This is a genomic window from Burkholderia sp. AU38729 (genome assembly GCF_020419725.1).
Lineage (GTDB): Bacteria > Pseudomonadota > Gammaproteobacteria > Burkholderiales > Burkholderiaceae > Burkholderia.
The window spans coordinates 457,865-474,109 of record NZ_JAIZQO010000005.1; the positions used below are offsets into that span (position 1 = coordinate 457,865).

Sequence of the window (16,245 nt, forward strand, 5' to 3'; positions counted from 1 at the left end):
GGAGACCTTCACTAGCGGGCTGCCCTCGTACCATTGCAAATCAGAATGGACATCACGGTTCCCGTCATGCAGGTTTGTTATTAGCTGTATTCAACATGCCAAGATTAAAATAATTAATATTTTAATTAATATATGCCATTGTCACGTGATGGACTCAAGTTTGGTCGCAAAAGTTTGAAGGAAATCTAGACTTTCTTATACCCACATTCGTCGGCTCTCCTGAGCATAGACCTGTCCGCCTCGTTGGTGTCGAGGGAGATCTCCCTCATGAACAATCTGATTTCTACGGGCGGTGAATATTGTAATTGGGACTGGAGCTCCCGAGGGGGGCTTCCGCTCTTAAGCGGTCGTCGCTTCGAAATAACGGCAGTTCTTGGGTCGGCAACGATCAACCGTATCTAATTAGATTCAAGCGCTTCAGCGGACATTCAGGAACGTGACGCGACGAATTCGCAGCCTCGCTCTTGGGTTGCGTGTCCCCCTATACCGAACGGCCAATCCCCTTCATTTCCCCATTTCTGAGATGCTAGCCGGACTAAACTGGTCATGAAGCCTTGCTTCTCACCATCTGAAGCGGAGCGCAGCCGTCTCCGAATCGATGGTCGAAATAAAGCCGTCTTGCCCAACAAGACCCAGCGAAGAGGGGAGAAAGAAGGGGAAACCCGAGGCATCAAAGAAGCGCGGGCCGCATGGGCGGCAACCCATACGACCCGCTGACCACCACCAACTCACACCAGGAGTCGGAAATGGCTGACGCCAATACTAAGCCACGTCGTAGAAAGAACAAACCGGTCAACATGCAAAAGACGTTTGAGCTGGTCCTGCGCAACTACCCGGACCTACCCAAGCGAGGCTGGCCGTATCTGCCGTGGATGAAGGCGATCGACATTGATTTCAAGATCTTCGGATTTAGGCCTGGCGACCGCGTATACGTGGACGCCAACTACGCGACCCGGCAGATCACGATCACGCCGGATTACAGCCAGTTGGCGTTGCGAGAGCAGCCGTACCACGATCTTGACCGTGGACCGTCGACGCTATAACGCCTGCTAGGGCCGCTTGATGCGGCCCTGGCGAGTGGAATGCAGGCGTTTCCCGAATGCGACTGACTGCCGGGGCGACACCGCCCCGGCCATTGCCGCAAACGCCGCGACTCACACCTCCAGCCACCTTCAACAACTGTCACGACATCAAGGTCCGTGAGGCGACACGGCGCCTGCCGAAACAGCCGAATGGCGTCAAATCATCAAATCAACGTCCACCGGCTTGCCGCTTCACAAGCGCCCCCCGCTGCAACACATACTCGACCCGCGCGCCTTCATCGGCCACGACTCCGATATCCTCAAGCGGATTCCCATCCAGCACGACGAGGTCGGCGATCGCCCCAACGGCAACCACCCCAAGCTGCCCCTGCATATTGACGATCTCCGCCGCCACGCTCGTCGCCGACCTAAGCGCTTCCAGATTCCCCAGCACCTCCGCCCGAATCCGAAACTCTCCGCTTTGAAATGCGTGCATTTCCCCGAGCAGATCCGACCCGAACCCCATCTTCACGCCGGCGTTCGCATAGATTTCCAGCGATTCGCGTCCTTTCTGCTGAACGGAAGCCACCTTCGCCACCGATTCCGGCGGCATCCCGAACTCTGCGCCGTGTTTGGCAAGCGCGTCATAAGTCACAAGCGTGGGCACCACAAACGCCCCACGCTCATGCATCAGCTTCGCCGCCGCCTCATCCACAAGATTCCCATGCTCGATCGTCCGCACGCCGCATCGCACCGCCCGAGCAATCGCCCGCCCCGTATACGCATGCGCCATCACATAAGTATTCGCGGCCTCGGCTTCATCCACGATGGCTCGAATCTCGTCCTCGGAGTACTGCGTGTTCGCAATCGGGTCGGTCGGCGAAGCAACGCCACCTGACGCCATGATCTTGATCTGCGTCGCGCCTTTCTGAATTTCTTCACGCACGGCAAGCCGCACACCTTCGACCCCATCCACCACCCGAGCAATCGCCCCCGTCCTGAAGCAGCAAGAACAAGGCTCCAGCAAATCCCCGCGCGGCCGAAAGTCCCCATGCCCGCCGGTCTGCGACAACGCCTTTCCCGACGGAAAAATCCGCGGCCCCGACACCAGCCCGGATTCGACCGCCTGCATCAAGCTCCAGTCCGCGCCCCCAGCATCACGCACGCTGGTAAACCCACGCGACAACATCGCATCGAGAATCGGCAACGACCGAATCGCGGCAAGAATATTCGGCTGCGTCGCATTCACACCGAGATTCGCATTCGAAGCCAGCACATGCACATGGCAATCGATGAACCCGGGCATCACGGTCTTGCCGCGCACGTCGATCACCTGCGCATTCGGAAAATCCACCGGCCGATCGGTGACTTCGACAATCCGGTCGCCGTCGATCACGACATGATGATGGTCGAGCAGCACGCCCCGTTCGAGATCGAGTACGTTGCCGCCTTGCAGCACGGTAATGGTCATGGATAGAGATCCTTATCGATTGACGGAAGCGCCACGCTTGACGTCCTTCACGAAGCGCGTGCCGACGAAACTGACGGCCGCCGCGAGCGTCACATAGAACGCAGGCGCCATGTTGCTGCCGGTGCGGGCGATGAGCCACGTGATCAGGAACGGCGCGAAGCCGCCGAAGATCGTCACCGCGAAGTTGTAGGCGACGGACAGCCCGGTCGACAGCACCTTGGTCGGGAACAGTTCGGCGAACGCCGCGAGGATCGGCCCCGTGTAGGTCGCGATCAGCACGCCGAACACGGCCTGGAACACGATCAGCGACGTGAACCCCGGCGCATGGTTGATCCACGCGAACATCGGCCACGCGAGCACGAAGATGGCCAGCGCCGATCCGGACAGGAACACGCGCCGTCCCCACACGTCGGCGAGCCGCCCGACGATCGGCGAGCAGCACATGATCATCAGCCCGCCGACCATGCCGGCCGCGAAACCGGTCGATTGCGGCAGATGCAGCGTGCGCACGGAATACGTCGGCATGTAGAAGAGCAGCACGTAGGTGCAGACGGTCCACAGAATGACCATCGAAAAGCTCGCGAACGTCTCGCGCGGGTAGGTGGACAGCACTGCCTTCAGCGGCGAGCTCTCTTTCGCCTGCGCTTCGACGGCGCTGAATGCGGGCGTCTCGTCGATATGGCTGCGGATGTAGTAGCCGACGGGCCCGACGATGATTCCGAGCAGGAACGGCAGACGCCAGCCCCAGCTATGCAGCGCCTGCGCGTCGAGCGACGTCGTGACGAAGGTGCCGGTCGCGGCGCCGAGCAGCACCGCGAAGCCGATGCTCGACTGGATCCAGCTCGAGTAGTACGCGCGCTTCTCCGGCGGCGCGTATTCTGTGAGGAACGCGGTGGCGCCGCCCATCTCGCCGCCGGCCGAGAAGCCTTGCAGCAGCCGCGCGACGACGATCAGCAGCGGTGCGGCGATACCGGCCTGTTCGTAGGTCGGCGCGAGCCCGATGAGCGCGGTGCCGGCGGCCATCATGAGGATGGTGAGCGACAGCGCGGCCTTGCGCCCGACCTTGTCCGCGTAGATGCCGAGCACGATGCCGCCGACGGGCCGCATGAAGAAGCCGACGCCGAACGTCGCGACGGTCAGCAGCACGGACGTCAGTTCGTTGCCGGTCGGAAAGAACAGTTTCGCGATGATGACCGCGAAGAAGCTGTAGACGGTGAAATCGAACCATTCGAGACCATTGCCGATCACGGTCGCGACGATGGCGCGGCGGCGCTGCTGCACTGCCGCATCGACGGCAGGCGCGGCGCGCGGGGAAAGCGTTCCTTGCATGGTCTCTTCCTCTATCGGAATCAGAAGACGGGACGGCTGCCCCGCGTGAACCCATGCTAAGGACAGCGCGATTTTTTTCTGAAACGAAAGATTTGCATGCACGCATGCGCTACGCGCATGCATCGCGATCAGGGCGCGGTCTGTTTCTCCGCCTGTTCGAACAGCCAGCGTGTGAACAGGCGCGCGGCCTGGTTCTGCGCGCGGTCGTTCGGCGAGATCACGTAGTAGCCACCGCCGTGGCTCGCGGATGCGTCGGTCACGCGCACGAGCAGCCCGGCCTCGATACACGCGTCGATCATGTAGCGCCAGCCGAGCGACACGCCCTGGCCGAGAATCGTCATCTGCACGATCTGCGGATACGAGTTGATGGTGATGTCCTGCGGCAGCGCCTTCTGTCGATCGATGTCATGCATGCCGAACCATTCAGGCCAGGACATCCATTGACGCTGCCCGTCCTCGAGGCGCAGCAGCGTCTCGTTCGCGAGATCGGCCGCGGCGAGCGTGCGGCCGGCCAGGTAACCCGGCGCGCAGACGGGAAACACTTCCTCGTCGAACAGGCGGCGCGCGGTGTATTCGGCCGGCGCCTGCTGGCGCACGTAGTACACACCCACGTCGAACTCTGCCGGCGACATCGACGCGAGCCCGTCGCGCACGATCAGCCGCAGCTTGATGTCCGGATAGGCGGCGCGAAACTCGGGCAGGCGCGGCGTGAGCCACAGCAACGCCACACCGGACGAGCACGCGATCGTCAGTTCGAGATCGCCGTAGGGCTTCATCACATCGTGCGTGGCTTCCGCGCATTGCGTGAGGAGATGGTGCACCTGCGCGGCGTATTGCTCGCCGGCGATCGTCAGCCGCAGCGAACGATGTTCGCGCACGAACAGCGAGCGGCCGAGGAATTCCTCGAGCTGCTGGATCTGCCGGCTGATCGCGCTTTGGGTCAGATGCAGTTCGGCGGCCGCGCGCGTGAAGCTCGCATGCCGCACGGCGGCTTCGAACGCGATGAGGCACTGAAGGGGCGGCAGGGGCGTGATGCGCATGGCAGCTTGGGAGGTCGAGGAGGCTGCCGATATGATACGAGTGGATCGAAAGGAAATCACAAGGAAGCAGGGTGCCGCCAGCCGCCGTATTCATGCGAAGATTGACCGCACAACACACTCGCCCGAGAACGACGTGACCCTATTCAACCCTGAGAGCAGACCGGACGCCGCCCATCCGCCGTGGATGCCCGTCGCGATGGCCGAACTCGGCATCCGCCGCCATCCGCCCGGCAGCATCAACCCGCGCATCGTCGAATACAACAACCAGACGAACCTGGTCGGCTACGACGACAAGATTTCCTGGTGTTCGTCCTTCGTCAACTGGTGCATGACGCACGCCGGCATACGCGGCACGGGCTCCGCGCTCGCGCGTTCGTGGCTCGAATGGGGGAGGCCGCTGGAACGCCCGGTCTACGGTTGCATTGCAATCCTGACACGCGACGATCCCGCGAGCTGGAAAGGGCATGTCGGTTTCTATCTGCGGCACGACGACGAACAGGTGTATCTCTTCGGCGGCAACCAGCTGGAAGAAGTCCGCGAACTCGCGTACCCGTTGAACGAGGTGATTGGCTACCGCTGGCCCGACGCCGCATGATCACCGCATGCTGAACCGTCTGGTGCTGAACGACGATCCGGTGCCGCAGCGTCTCGCCGACTATGCGCGTGCGCAGTGGGAACGGCCGTCGGTGCAGCGCTGGGTCAAGCTGAAACGGCCGCCGCTGTAATTTGCAATGAATGTGCTCGGCCCGATCCTCATCGTGCTCCTGCTGGCTGCCGGCGTGTTCGTTGCGATCCGGTTCTGGCACAAGCCCGTCACGCGTATCGTTACCGTCATCGCAGGGCTGGGCATCGCGTGGGCGGCGGTCTATCTGATCGCGTTGTCATCGGTCAAATGCCTGGGATCGTGCGGCTGACGAGCGGGGCGCCGGCAAGCGTGGAAGCCGGCGCCGTATCGTGATCGCGCTCAGTTCTTCGCCACTGCCTCCACCTCCGGCCCACCCGCCGCGTCATTCCTGCTCCACCCACCCCCAAGCGACCGATATAGCGCCACCGCCGCCAGCGCATGTTCACGCTTGACCTGATTCAGCGAATCCGAATCCCGCAGATACACCTCCTGCGCGGACAGCACATCCAGAAAATCCGTCGCACCGCCCTTATAGAGCTGATTCGCCAACCCAAGCGCCTTGTCCGATGCAGCCAGCGCACTACCCAGCCTGCGCGTTGCCTCATCGGAACTGACGAGATTCGCCCGCGCATCCTCGACTTCCCGCAACGCCTGCAGCATCGTCTGCCGCAACCCGAGTTCCGACTCGCGCATCCGGCTTTCGCTCTGCGAGATATCGGCGGTAATGCGCCCCGCATTGAAAATCGGGCTCGTCGCACTCAACGCCGCACTGAACAGGTTATCGGTCAACGTCGGCAACCCGAGATAAGAAGCCGCCAGAATCCCGTCCGTCAGGTTCAACGAAAACTTCGGATACCGTTCGGCCTTCGCCACACCGACTTGTGCCGCCCGCCGCTCGACCTGCGCATACGCCGTCAGCACATCCGGCCGCCGCAGCAACGCCTGCGAAGGCAACGTCCCCGGCGCGCCAACCGGCGGCGCAGGAATCTCCCCAGCCTGTACCAGCAAGAGCCGATCGACCGATTCCGGCGTGCGTCCCGAATACACCGCAATCAGATTGAGCTGATGCGCGATCTGCGCCTGCGTCGGCGGAATCCGCGCTTCGAGCGCATCGAGCTGGTTCTGCGCACGCGTGACGTCGAGCTCGGTCGACAGCCCGAACGCCTGCCGCTTGCGCGTGAGTTCGAGCGCATGCTGGCGGATCTTCGCGTTGTCCTGCAGGATCTTCAGTTCCTGCTGCGCCCAGCGCAGGTCGACATACGCGGAAGCCGCATCGGCCGCGAGCGCGAGCCGCATCGCATCTTCCGCATGCTTCTGCCCGACGAGTTCCGCTTGCGCGGCAAGCAGATCGAGCCGTTCACCGCCAAACACATCCGGCGACCAGCTCAACGCGAGCCCGGCACCCGCCTGCCGCACATAGCCGAGCGGCGGCGGCGTGTTCTGCCGCGCGTCGGCCGCATGCGCGGTCGCATCGAGTTCGGGCAGCAGCACCGCGCGCTTCTGCACGGTCAGCGCCTGCGCCTGCTTCACGCGTTCGGCTGCTGCCTGCAGATCGAGGTTGCCGTCGAGCACGGTGGCGATCAGCCGGTCGAGCGCGGGATCGTGGAATTGCGCCCACCACGCGGCGGCGTCGATGTCCGCACGCGGCACATCGGTGTCCCATGCATCCGGCGCGAGCGTCCGAACCGAATCCTGAAGCGCCGGATGCTGCGCGGGCTGCACCGCACAACCTGCGGCGAGTGCGCTGATGGCGAGGGCGACGAGAAGTTTTTTCATGATGGTGATGACCTCAACCTCAGTGCGCGTCCGGCGGCGGCGCGTTCAGGGAAATGGGTTTGGAGAAGACGACCGCGAGCAGCGCGACGACGAAGCACAGCGACAGTGCGTAGTACGCATCCGCATAGGTGAGCGTCAGCGCTTCGCGATAGATCAGGTGATGCAGGTTCGCGAGCCCGGCTTGCGCGGTGTCCAGCGTGTTGCCGGCCACCGACGTCCAGTACGCGGCCTGCCGATCGAGCAGCGAGGCGATCTGCGGCTGGCCGGCGCTCACGTGCTCGTTCAGACGCAGGTAGTGAAAGTTCAGCCGGTCGTTGAGCATCGTCGCGCTCACCGCGATGCCGATCGCCCCGCCGAGATTGCGCATCAGGTTGAACAGGCCGCTTGCCGATTTCAGGCGCGACTGCGGCAACGAGCCGAGCGCCATCGTCACGATCGGCGGCACGCTGAACTGCTGGCCGATGCCGCGCAGCGCCTGCGGCAGCAGCAGTTCGCGCCAGCCCCAGTCGTGCGTGATCGGCGTGTACAGGTAGCAGCCGAGCCCGAAACAGATCAACCCGAACACGAGCAGCGCGCGCAGGCTGAAGTAGCGCGCGGCGAACGCATACGCACAGAGCGCAATCAGCTGGAACGCGCCGACCGACAGCAGCGCCATGCCGATCTGCAGCGAGCTGAACGCGCGCACTTGCGCCAGAAACAGCGGCGTCAGGAACACGGTCACGAAGATCCCGATGCCGGTGACGAACGACAGCAGGCTGCCGATCCCGAAGTTGCGCACGACGAGCGCGCGCAGGTCGACGATCGGATCCTTCGCGGTCAATGCATGCACGATGAACAGGAAACCGCAGATGCCGGAGATCCATGCGCAGATCACGATCGCGTCGTCGCCGAACCAGTTCTTGCGCGGGCCTTCCTCCAGCACGTATTCGAGGCAGCCGAGGAAGCCGGACATCAGCACGATGCCGAGATAGTCGCCGCGCTTGATGAGGCTGAGGTCGGGTTCGTCGATGTGCACGTAGCGCGGCACGAGCGCGGCCACCGCGATGCCCGGCACGAGGTTCAGGTAGAACAGCCAGTGCCACGACCATTGATCGGTGATCCAGCCGCCGATCACGGGGCCGATCGCCGGGGCGAGCGAGGCCAGCGCGCCGATGGTCGTCGACGCGATCAGCCGCTGCTTGCCGGGGAACAGCACGAACGCGGTGGTGAACACGGTCGGGATCATCGCGGCGCCGAGCGCACCCTGCAGCCCGCGAAACAGGATCATCGAGTTGATGTCCCACGCGACGCCGCACAGCATGCTGGTGATCGTGAAGCCGACCGCCGATGCGGCGAACAGCCAGCGCGTCGACATCACCTTCGACAGCCAGCCCGACATCGGGATCACGATGATCTCCGCGATCAGGTAGGCGGTTTGCACCCACGACAATTCGTCCTGGCTGGCGGACAGGCCGCCGCCGATGTCGCGCAGCGACGATGCGACGATCTGGATGTCGAGCGTCGCCATGAAGAAACCGATGCACATCAGCGCGAACGCGAACACGCGCTGCTTCGTGGGTTGCGACGCCGGGTCGCCGGAAAACGCGGTGGTCATCGTCGTCTCCCGCTCAGTTCGCGTGGTCGGTATGCACGGTCACGACCGCGGAGAGCCCGGGGCGCAGCACGTGGTCGAGGCCCGGCTGCGGATCGAGGTGCACGCGCACGGGCACGCGCTGGACGATCTTCGTGAAGTTGCCGGTCGCGTTCTCGGGCGGCAGCACGCTGAAGGTTGCGCCGGTGGCGGGTGCGAGGCTGTCGACGCGGCCGTGCAGTGTCGTGTTCGACGCATCGAGCGACACGTCGACGCGATCGCCCGCGTGCATCTTGCGCAGCTGGTCTTCCTTGAAGTTCGCGTCGATCCACAGGCCGGACGCCGGCACCACAGTCAGCAGCGGCACGCCGACGTTCGCGAGCATCCCGACGCGGCCCGTGCGGTTGCCGACGTAGCCGTCGACCGGCGAGCGGATGGTCGTGTATTCGACGTTGAGCGCGGCGACGCGCTGCGCGGCAAGCGCGGTGTTCACGCGGGCCCGCGCGTCGGCGAGCTGCGCGCCGAGCACGTCGAGCTGCCGCTTCGATGCGAGCAGCGCGGCGTCGCTGCGGTCGACGGCGGCGCCGGCCTTCGAATAGTCGGCGTCCGCGCGTTCGACGATCTGGTTCGACACGGCGTCGGATTTCACGAGCTCGCGATAGCGCACGCGATCCGACGCGGCACGGGTCAGCTCGGCCGACGACGCGTTCTTCTCGGCCGCCTGCTGGCCGATCACCGCGAATTGCAGTTGCTGCTTCGCCTCGAGTTCGGTCACCGCGGAGCGGGCGCTGTCGACTTCGGCGCTGGCCTGTGCGAGCTTCGCGTCGTAGTCGCGCGCATCGAGCTGCACGAGCACGTCGCCGGCCTTCACGCGCTGGTTGTCGGTCACGAGGATCTTGTCGACGAAGCCGTTGACCTTCGGCGCGAGCACGGTCACGTCGCCGCCGACATACGCATCGTCGGTGCTTTCCTGAAAGCGCAGCACGAACAGCCAGTCGAGCGCGGCGGCGGCGACGACGATGACGACGGCACCCACCGCGATGCGCATCCACGGCACGCGACGCTGTTGCTTCGCGGGCTGGTCGAGTGAGGCTGCTTCACGGGATGAGGCAGCGGCTTGGGTCGTTTCCATCGATTCACCTATGTATATGCACTTATTAAGTCGATCGACGGCATGTCGTCGATCGGGGAAGGGGCTAGCGTTCCGGCAGGTTGTGCGTGATCCGGAACAATTCGTCTCTGAGGCGGGCCGCCTGCGCCGACCCGAACCGCTGCTCGAACGCTTCCTGCGCGGCGAGCCAGTGCACGTGCGCGTCGGCGATCTTCGTTTCGCCGTGCGCGGTCAGCGCGAACGTCTGGCGGCGGCATCGCGGCTCGATCCGGCCGGCCACCAGCGCCGCACCGACGAGCGGCTTGAGCGCGCGCAGCAGCGCGGTGCGTTCGATCACCAGCACGGTCGACAGCGTCGCCATCGTCAAGCCGGGCCGGTCGCGCAGCAGCGCGAGAATGCTGTACTGCGACGGCGTCACGCCCGCCCGCGACAGATAACGCTCGTAGAACTGCGAGATCCGGCGGGCGGCTTGCCGGACCGCGAAGCAATCGTCATCGGTGAGCGTCATCTTGTGCATGTACACATATTAGGAGGCAATGCGGCGCGAAGCGAGCGGCGGGGCACGATCAGATTGTTGTCGCGGCTGTACCAATCGGCGTCAGGCGGCGGCAGGAACGATCCAGCCTTCGCGGTCGCAATAAGCGGCCGTGTAGTCGATGAACGTCTTGACCTTCGCGGGCAGCAGCGCGCGGTTCGCGTAGGCGAGCTTGATCTCGACGGACGCATCGACGAGATCGGCGTCGGCCAGCAACTGCACGAGCGCGCCCGACGCAAGCTGGGCCTCGACGAGCGTCTTCGGCACGACGCCGATGCCGAAGTCGTGCATCACCATTTCACGGTTGAAGACGGGGCTGTTCGACGAGATGTCGAAGCGGAACGGCACGGTCAGCGTGTTGCCGTCGACGCGGAACGACAGCGCGGGGCGACGCAGCGACGGCGACATCGGCACGAACGGATGGTCGGCGAGGTCGGCCGGCGCGACCGGGCGCGAATGGGCGCGCAGGTACGCGGGTGTCGCGACGATCACGAGCGGAATCCGCTCGATCAGCCGCACGACGGTCGATTCGTTGGTCAGCATGTACGGTACGACGATACCGATGTCGTAGCCTTCGCCGACGAGATCGATGGGGCGCTCGGTCAGCGTCACGTCGAGGCGCACTTTCGGGTGCGCGGCCTTGAAGCCGGCGATCAGCGGCACCAGCCGGTTCAGCGTGGCCGTCGTGTGCGCGACGAGCCGCAGCAGGCCTTCGGGCTCGCGCGTCGGCGACTGCGCTTCCGCCTCGAGCGAGTCGAGTTCGTCGAGCACGGCCGCGCAGCGCTCGTAGATGCGCTCGGCCGTTTCGGTCAGCGACACCTGGCGCGTGGTCCGGTGCAGCAGCCGGCTGCCGAAGCGTGCCTCGAGATCCGCGACCGCGCGCGACACGACCGGTCGTGCGAGCCCGTGCATGTCGGCGGCGCGCGTGAAGCTGCGCATCTCCACCACCGACCGGAAAATCCGCAGCTTGTCGATGTAGTCCATGTCCGTCTCCTTGACGCGAGGGCCGGCCGCCGGCCTGGTTACGGCGGAGTGTACATTGACTTTATGCATATGCACATATAAATTGCGAAACATGAACGACACCTCGATTGCCCAGGCGTGCAACTGCCTCGCGCTGCGTCAGGCGGCGCGCTTCGTCACGCAACTGTACGAGCGCCATCTGGCCCCGGTTGGGGTCACGCCCGCCCAGTTTTCGATCATGGCGAACCTGACGCGCCAGCCCGGCCTGCTGATGAGCGAACTCGCCGATACGCTCGTGATGGACCGCACGACGCTGCTGCGCGCACTGAAGCCGCTGCAGCGCGACGGGTTCGTCGCGACGGCCGCGTCCGAGCACGACACGCGCGCGCATGCGCTGAGCCTCACGAAGCTGGGCGAGCGCACGTTCGCTGAAGCGAAAGTCGCCTGGCAGGCCGCGCAGGACGAATTCGAGACGCAGTTCGGCCGCGACCGCGCGAAGGCCCTGCGCGACGAACTGTTCAGTGTGACCGCGGAACGCTAGGCGGCGGGCTGGCGGCAAACTGGAACGGAATTCAATCCATTGGTCGCTTCAGTGGCGCTCAATTGCGGAAATTGGTTTTTAAACTGTCCGGATTCATGGCGATCTGGACAGTTTTTATTTCCAGTTGTAGAGTCCCCTGACGGATTTCACGAGCCGGCGCCGCCGGCACGCGCCAGAGGAGCGATCGATGCTGCAGTTGAGTGACCGCGACAGCGCCATGCTGCGCGGGGATTTCGGCGAGGGCGTCGCGCGCGCGATGCGGATCGTCGCGCGCACGGCGCACGTGATGTCCGCGCCGCACCTGATCGACATTACATCTGCCCATATCGACGGCTGCCTTTACCACGGCCAGACCAGCCTCGACTTCGTCGAGTATTTCGTCGACACCGGCGCGAAGGTCGCGGTGCCGACCACGCTGAACGTCGGGTCGCTCGACCTGATCCATCCCGAGCTGTACCACGGCGACCGCACGATCCAGCGCGATGCGCAGCGCCTGATGGACGCGCATCTGCAACTCGGCTGCGAATCGAGCTTCACGTGCGCGCCCTATCAACTGAAGAACCGTCCCGCGAAAGGCGAGCAGATCGCGTGGGCCGAATCGAACGCGATCGTGTTCGCGAACTCGGTGCTCGGCGCGCGGACGAGCCGGTACGGCGATTTTCTCGACCTGGCCGCCGCGATTACCGGGCGTGCGCCGTATGCGGGGCTGCATGTCGAAGCGAACCGTGCCGCGCGGATCGTGTTCAACGCACCGGATTTCAGCCGCCTGCCGTCGCGCGACATCTATTTCGCCGCGCTCGGGCTGCTGATCGGGCGGATCGCGGGCGCGGTCGTGCCGGCAATCGTCGGGCTGCCGGCGGACACCACGGAGGACGAACTCAAGGCACTGGGCGCGGCGGCCGCGTCGAGCGGGGCCGTTGCGCTGTTCCATGCAGTCGGTGTGACACCGGAAGCACCCACGCTCGACGCCGCCTTGCACGGACAAGCGGCGCCACGCACGGTCGATGTCGCAATGGCCGACCTCGACGAGATTCGTCGCACGTTGAACCATGGCGTGGCCGGCGATGCACTCGTCGCGGTGGCGCTCGGCACGCCGCATTTCTCGCTGGCCGAATTTCGCACGCTCGATACCTTGCTCGATGCATTCGACGGCCAGCCGGCCTGCGATTTCTACGTGAACACGAGCCGGTTCATCCTGTGGGAACTGGACGAGGCCGGCCTCGCGGAGAAATTCGCGGCACGCGGCATCCAGATCGTCGTCGATACCTGCACGTACATCACGCCGGTGATGAAGCAACTGTCGGGGCTCGTGATGACCAATTCGGGGAAATGGGCATCGTATGCGCCGGCGAACATCGGCGTGACGGTCGCGTACGGCAGCATGCGCGAATGCGTGCGTTCGGCGTACGAAGGAAAGGTGCGATTCGATGACTGACCCGACGGGGAAGATGATGACGGGCGACACGCTCGTGCCGGGCAGCGCATGCGCGCGCCCGTTCGTGCTCGACAAGCCGCTCAGCTTCTGGGGCGGCTACGACTCGGGCGCGGGAAAGATCGTCGATCGCGGCCATCCGCAGGCCGGCGCGAGCCTCGCCGGCAAGGTGATGGTGATGCCGCACGCGAAGGGCTCGAGTTCGAGCAGCAGCGTGCTCGCGGAAGCCGTGCGCAACGGCACCGGGCCGGTCGCGATCGTGCTGAAGGAGCGCGACCTGATCATCTCGATCGGCGCGATCGTGGCGGCCGAGCTGTATGCGATCGCGGTGCCGGTGGTGTGCGTAACCGATGACGTGTACGACGCGATCGTCGCCGCGACGGGGGAGGTGCGGATCGAAGCGGGCGAGGGTGACGGCGGCGCGAGGATTTGCGTCGACCTCTGACGTTTCGTGCGCGGGATCGGCTCAGATGAAGCGAATGTGCGACGTTTCTTCGTTCGAGAGCGACAGTGCGTGCCGGGCAGCATTCATCTCGCGCTTGCCGCCTGGCTGCCTGAGCCGCCGGATCTCGGGCCACAAGATTGCGCCGAACACGGTGCGCAGGATCGTGCTCAGCAGGAAGAGCGCGATCGCGGCGCCGCCGAACCACGTGGATATCTCCAGCACGCTGTCCGTGCTGCGTTCCGTCGCGGACACGAGGCCGATGGCGATGGCCATGGCGACCAGCATGCCGATCGTCACGACGATATCCATGCGGGCAGCCGCGACTTTCGCGGGGCGAACGAGATACACCGAGCCGTCGGTCGCGTTGCGGATAGCGTAGATGACGCGGCGATCCCGATCCTGCGTGTATGCAACGGTCAACCGGTCGCCCGCGACGATGAACACGCTTCGCGTGCTGTCCGTCCTGAGCGTGAGCGGTGCGTCGACCGTGTCGAGCTTGAGCGCAATCTCTTCGAGGCTTTGCGTGGTCATGCCGAGGTTGTTGCTCCAGACCTTCGTACTGATCGTGTTCTGGCTGACCGACGTCACGCAACCGGACGCGATCTGCATGGTGCGATCGCTCATCCGTTGCTCCTTTCCGCCGTGAAACTGGCCGGTTCGTATTGCCACTTTTCCTGGGCTTCGCGCCGCTGGGGCCGGAAGACCAGTTCGGACAGGCCGGCGATCGCGAGCAGGGTGCCCAGCAGGCTGATGATGCCGACGACCAGGGTCACCGCGCCGACGAACGCCCAGCCCGATTTGAAGGCGGCGCCGTCGATCAGCAGGCTCAGCATGAAGATGCATGACGCCCAGATGAGGAGCGACACGTTGCTGCTCTTTTGTCTGAACACGTTGTAAGGAGCGATTGCGACGTCGTTGCCTTTGATCCACGCGATGCTGCGGCGACCGCGATCGTCGAAGACACACGCACGCACCGCCATCCCGGGCTTCAATCGATCGATCTGCTTGAACGCCTCCGCATCGATATCGTCCGCCGCGATGAAGTAGCACGCGCCCTGCATCGTCAGGCGATACAGCGGCACCTTCTTGCTATCGGACGCGACACGAATGAGGTTCGTGTCGATACGGTCGATCGTCGCATCGATCAGGGTGGTGTGATTGGGCATGGGGCGGGAGAGTGCGCCGGTGGGCGCCGCTTTGGCGTGGCATTGATCATACCGATGAAATTCCGCGCAGGCACGTCGTGCTGCCTGCACCCCGCATCACTCGTGCGATGTGTCCGCGGCCGCTTCCCGATACGCACTCGGCGTCTGCCCGGCCCAGCGCCGGAACGCGCGCGTGAAATTCGCCGGGTCGGTGAATTGCAGCCGCTCGGCGATCGTCTTCAGGTCGAGATCCGACGCGGCGAGCAACTGCTTCGCGTCGCGAAACCGCGCTTCATCGAGCAATTGCCGATAGCTCGAACCGGCTTCCTCGAGCCGGCGCCGCAGCGTGCGTGTGGATACGAGCAGCGCGTCGGCGAGCATCTCCGGTCCCGGGTAGTCGCCGGCGCCGCGTGCCAGCTCCGCGCGCACGCGTTCGACCAGATCGCCTTCCTCCTGGCGCACCTGCGCATACTCGCGCTCCACCTGCACGAGCGCCTGCCGGTGCGCGACTTCGTCGGCGAGCGGCAGCGGCCAGTCGAGCACGTCGCGCGCGATCCACAGCGCGTTGGCGGGGCAGCCGAATTCGACCGGCGGCAATTGATCGCGATAGCGCGCGAAATAGGGCGGCTCCGGCCACGCGAACTGCAGCCGGATCGGCGGTGCCGTGCGCCCGGCCCATTGCGAGATGTTCTGCGCGAGCCCCGTCAGCACGAATTCGAACATCACGTGATGCTGCAGCACGGGGCTGGCCTGCACGCCGTGCAGTTCGAGCGTCGCGCCGTGTTCGTCTTCTTCATAGGTCAGCCGATATTGACGATTGCGCATCCGGAAGTAGCGCTGCGTGACGGCGAGCGCTTCCCGGATGTCCCGCGCGGTCAGCGTCGCGTAGCCGAGAAAGCCGTGCACGGTCGGCTTCAGCAGCAGCCCGAACGCGAGCCCGATGCCCGGATCGCCGCCGATCTCGATCGCGTTGAGCACGAGCCGCCCCCACTGCGACGGCGCGACGCGCGCGTCCGGTTCGGCCAATACCGCATCGCGCAGGCCCGTGCCGGCGCGCACGGCGGCCAGATCGACCCCGCGCGCGGCCAGCGCCTGCAGCAACAGCCGCGGATAGGCGACCGGAATCGTCGGCCGGCGCAGCCCGAGGCGGTCCTTGGCGAGAGGTGAGGTCATGTCGTCTTGGCCGGAAATGACAAGCATTATGGCTGTTTGCCCCCTCACGTTCAAGGCGGCGCGCGCC

At 64.7% G+C, this 16,245-nt stretch carries 17 protein-coding genes and 1 pseudogene; 7 read left to right on the forward strand and 11 right to left on the reverse strand.

The genetic code is table 11. The features are described 5' to 3' along the window. Positions 1-746 precede the first annotated feature (746 nt). Positions 747-1,043: a hypothetical protein gene (locus LGM56_RS16640; RefSeq protein ID WP_226205776.1), complete on the forward strand. Its 297-nt coding sequence runs from the start codon at positions 747-749 to the stop codon at positions 1,041-1,043. Positions 1,044-1,251: 208 nt separating this feature from the next. Here LGM56_RS16640 and LGM56_RS16645 read toward each other — a convergent pair whose 3' ends face one another. The 3 genes from LGM56_RS16645 to LGM56_RS16655 all read right to left on the reverse strand — a co-directional run bounded on the left by LGM56_RS16645 (position 1,252) and on the right by LGM56_RS16655 (position 4,862). After that, complete coding sequence (locus LGM56_RS16645) at positions 1,252-2,493, reverse strand: metal-dependent hydrolase family protein (protein WP_226205778.1); 1,242 nt, start codon at positions 2,491-2,493, stop codon at positions 1,252-1,254. A gap of 12 nt (positions 2,494-2,505) precedes the next feature. Beyond that, positions 2,506-3,822 carry an MFS transporter gene (locus tag LGM56_RS16650; RefSeq protein ID WP_226205780.1) on the reverse strand — a complete coding sequence of 439 codons (1,317 nt, stop codon included), beginning with the start codon at positions 3,820-3,822 and terminating at the stop codon, positions 2,506-2,508. A 128-nt stretch (positions 3,823-3,950) separates the two neighbouring features. Further along, positions 3,951-4,862: a LysR substrate-binding domain-containing protein gene (locus tag LGM56_RS16655; RefSeq protein WP_226205782.1), complete on the reverse strand. Its 912-nt coding sequence runs from the start codon at positions 4,860-4,862 to the stop codon at positions 3,951-3,953. A 184-nt stretch (positions 4,863-5,046) separates the two neighbouring features. Between LGM56_RS16655 and LGM56_RS16660 the strand changes: the two genes are divergently transcribed. The 3 genes and pseudogenes from LGM56_RS16660 (at position 5,047) to LGM56_RS16670 (ending at position 5,776) form a co-directional block, all read left to right on the forward strand. Then, complete coding sequence (locus tag LGM56_RS16660) at positions 5,047-5,457, forward strand: TIGR02594 family protein (protein ID WP_089428115.1); 411 nt, start codon at positions 5,047-5,049, stop codon at positions 5,455-5,457. A gap of 7 nt (positions 5,458-5,464) precedes the next feature. Then, a pseudogene (locus tag LGM56_RS16665) lies at positions 5,465-5,587 on the forward strand (glutathione S-transferase); the annotation flags it as partial. Between the two features lie 6 nt (positions 5,588-5,593). After that, the gene (locus tag LGM56_RS16670; protein ID WP_089497497.1) at positions 5,594-5,776 is read left to right on the forward strand and encodes a hypothetical protein; all 183 of its coding nucleotides are present in this window, start codon (positions 5,594-5,596) and stop codon (positions 5,774-5,776) included. Positions 5,777-5,826: 50 nt separating this feature from the next. On the opposite strand, the gene LGM56_RS16675 is transcribed toward LGM56_RS16670, so the two are convergent. The 5 genes from LGM56_RS16675 to LGM56_RS16695 all read right to left on the reverse strand — a co-directional run bounded on the left by LGM56_RS16675 (position 5,827) and on the right by LGM56_RS16695 (position 11,463). Then, positions 5,827-7,263: an efflux transporter outer membrane subunit gene (locus tag LGM56_RS16675; protein ID WP_226205784.1), complete on the reverse strand. Its 1,437-nt coding sequence runs from the start codon at positions 7,261-7,263 to the stop codon at positions 5,827-5,829. Positions 7,264-7,282: 19 nt separating this feature from the next. Continuing rightward, the gene (locus LGM56_RS16680; protein WP_089474360.1) at positions 7,283-8,857 is read right to left on the reverse strand and encodes a DHA2 family efflux MFS transporter permease subunit; all 1,575 of its coding nucleotides are present in this window, start codon (positions 8,855-8,857) and stop codon (positions 7,283-7,285) included. Positions 8,858-8,870: 13 nt separating this feature from the next. Next, positions 8,871-9,965 (reverse strand): HlyD family secretion protein, encoded by a 1,095-nt coding sequence (locus tag LGM56_RS16685; protein WP_226205786.1) that lies wholly within the window; start codon positions 9,963-9,965, stop codon positions 8,871-8,873. 64 nt (positions 9,966-10,029) lie between these two features. Then, positions 10,030-10,461: a MarR family winged helix-turn-helix transcriptional regulator gene (locus LGM56_RS16690; protein ID WP_069250988.1), complete on the reverse strand. Its 432-nt coding sequence runs from the start codon at positions 10,459-10,461 to the stop codon at positions 10,030-10,032. A gap of 81 nt (positions 10,462-10,542) precedes the next feature. Beyond that, entirely contained in the window at positions 10,543-11,463 is a 921-nt protein-coding gene (locus tag LGM56_RS16695) for a LysR family transcriptional regulator (RefSeq protein WP_089428110.1), read from the reverse strand. Positions 11,464-11,554: 91 nt separating this feature from the next. On the opposite strand from LGM56_RS16695, the gene LGM56_RS16700 reads away from it, so the two are divergent. From LGM56_RS16700 to LGM56_RS16710, 3 genes are all read left to right on the forward strand, one after another. Further along, on the forward strand, positions 11,555-11,983 hold the full coding sequence (locus LGM56_RS16700; RefSeq protein WP_089428109.1) for a MarR family winged helix-turn-helix transcriptional regulator: 429 nt from the start codon (positions 11,555-11,557) through the stop codon (positions 11,981-11,983). A gap of 187 nt (positions 11,984-12,170) precedes the next feature. Then, entirely contained in the window at positions 12,171-13,418 is a 1,248-nt protein-coding gene (locus LGM56_RS16705) for an aconitase X (protein WP_226205788.1), read from the forward strand. Beyond that, positions 13,411-13,860 carry an aconitase X swivel domain-containing protein gene (locus LGM56_RS16710; protein ID WP_226205790.1) on the forward strand — a complete coding sequence of 150 codons (450 nt, stop codon included), beginning with the start codon at positions 13,411-13,413 and terminating at the stop codon, positions 13,858-13,860. The genes LGM56_RS16705 and LGM56_RS16710 overlap by 8 nt, the downstream gene beginning before the upstream one ends. A 21-nt stretch (positions 13,861-13,881) precedes the next feature. Here LGM56_RS16710 and LGM56_RS16715 read toward each other — a convergent pair whose 3' ends face one another. The 3 genes from LGM56_RS16715 to LGM56_RS16725 are packed head-to-tail and all read right to left on the reverse strand — an operon-like array spanning position 13,882 to position 16,205. Continuing rightward, positions 13,882-14,484 carry a hypothetical protein gene (locus LGM56_RS16715; RefSeq protein WP_226205793.1) on the reverse strand — a complete coding sequence of 201 codons (603 nt, stop codon included), beginning with the start codon at positions 14,482-14,484 and terminating at the stop codon, positions 13,882-13,884. Further along, a complete protein-coding gene (locus LGM56_RS16720) occupies positions 14,481-15,116 on the reverse strand; it encodes a hypothetical protein (RefSeq protein WP_226205795.1) in 636 nt (211 codons plus the stop codon). The genes LGM56_RS16715 and LGM56_RS16720 overlap by 4 nt, the downstream gene beginning before the upstream one ends. A gap of 6 nt (positions 15,117-15,122) precedes the next feature. Beyond that, positions 15,123-16,205 carry an AraC family transcriptional regulator gene (locus LGM56_RS16725; RefSeq protein ID WP_226205796.1) on the reverse strand — a complete coding sequence of 361 codons (1,083 nt, stop codon included), beginning with the start codon at positions 16,203-16,205 and terminating at the stop codon, positions 15,123-15,125. Between the last annotated feature and the right edge of the window lie 40 nt (positions 16,206-16,245).

Excerpts from the sequence above, each read along its gene's own strand:
- LGM56_RS16640 (WP_226205776.1), top strand. The coding sequence starts at position 747 with ATGGCTGACGCCAATACTAAGCCACGTCGTAGAAAGAACAAACCGGTC.
- LGM56_RS16645 (WP_226205778.1), bottom strand. The coding sequence starts at position 2,493 with ATGACCATTACCGTGCTGCAAGGCGGCAACGTACTCGATCTCGAACGG.
- LGM56_RS16650 (WP_226205780.1), bottom strand. The coding sequence starts at position 3,822 with ATGCAAGGAACGCTTTCCCCGCGCGCCGCGCCTGCCGTCGATGCGGCA.
- LGM56_RS16655 (WP_226205782.1), bottom strand. The coding sequence starts at position 4,862 with ATGCGCATCACGCCCCTGCCGCCCCTTCAGTGCCTCATCGCGTTCGAA.
- LGM56_RS16660 (WP_089428115.1), top strand. The coding sequence starts at position 5,047 with ATGCCCGTCGCGATGGCCGAACTCGGCATCCGCCGCCATCCGCCCGGC.
- LGM56_RS16670 (WP_089497497.1), top strand. The coding sequence starts at position 5,594 with ATGAATGTGCTCGGCCCGATCCTCATCGTGCTCCTGCTGGCTGCCGGC.
- LGM56_RS16675 (WP_226205784.1), bottom strand. The coding sequence starts at position 7,263 with ATGAAAAAACTTCTCGTCGCCCTCGCCATCAGCGCACTCGCCGCAGGT.
- LGM56_RS16680 (WP_089474360.1), bottom strand. The coding sequence starts at position 8,857 with ATGACCACCGCGTTTTCCGGCGACCCGGCGTCGCAACCCACGAAGCAG.
- LGM56_RS16685 (WP_226205786.1), bottom strand. The coding sequence starts at position 9,965 with ATGGAAACGACCCAAGCCGCTGCCTCATCCCGTGAAGCAGCCTCACTC.
- LGM56_RS16690 (WP_069250988.1), bottom strand. The coding sequence starts at position 10,461 with ATGCACAAGATGACGCTCACCGATGACGATTGCTTCGCGGTCCGGCAA.
- LGM56_RS16695 (WP_089428110.1), bottom strand. The coding sequence starts at position 11,463 with ATGGACTACATCGACAAGCTGCGGATTTTCCGGTCGGTGGTGGAGATG.
- LGM56_RS16700 (WP_089428109.1), top strand. The coding sequence starts at position 11,555 with ATGAACGACACCTCGATTGCCCAGGCGTGCAACTGCCTCGCGCTGCGT.
- LGM56_RS16705 (WP_226205788.1), top strand. The coding sequence starts at position 12,171 with ATGCTGCAGTTGAGTGACCGCGACAGCGCCATGCTGCGCGGGGATTTC.
- LGM56_RS16710 (WP_226205790.1), top strand. The coding sequence starts at position 13,411 with ATGACTGACCCGACGGGGAAGATGATGACGGGCGACACGCTCGTGCCG.
- LGM56_RS16715 (WP_226205793.1), bottom strand. The coding sequence starts at position 14,484 with ATGAGCGATCGCACCATGCAGATCGCGTCCGGTTGCGTGACGTCGGTC.
- LGM56_RS16725 (WP_226205796.1), bottom strand. The coding sequence starts at position 16,205 with ATGCTTGTCATTTCCGGCCAAGACGACATGACCTCACCTCTCGCCAAG.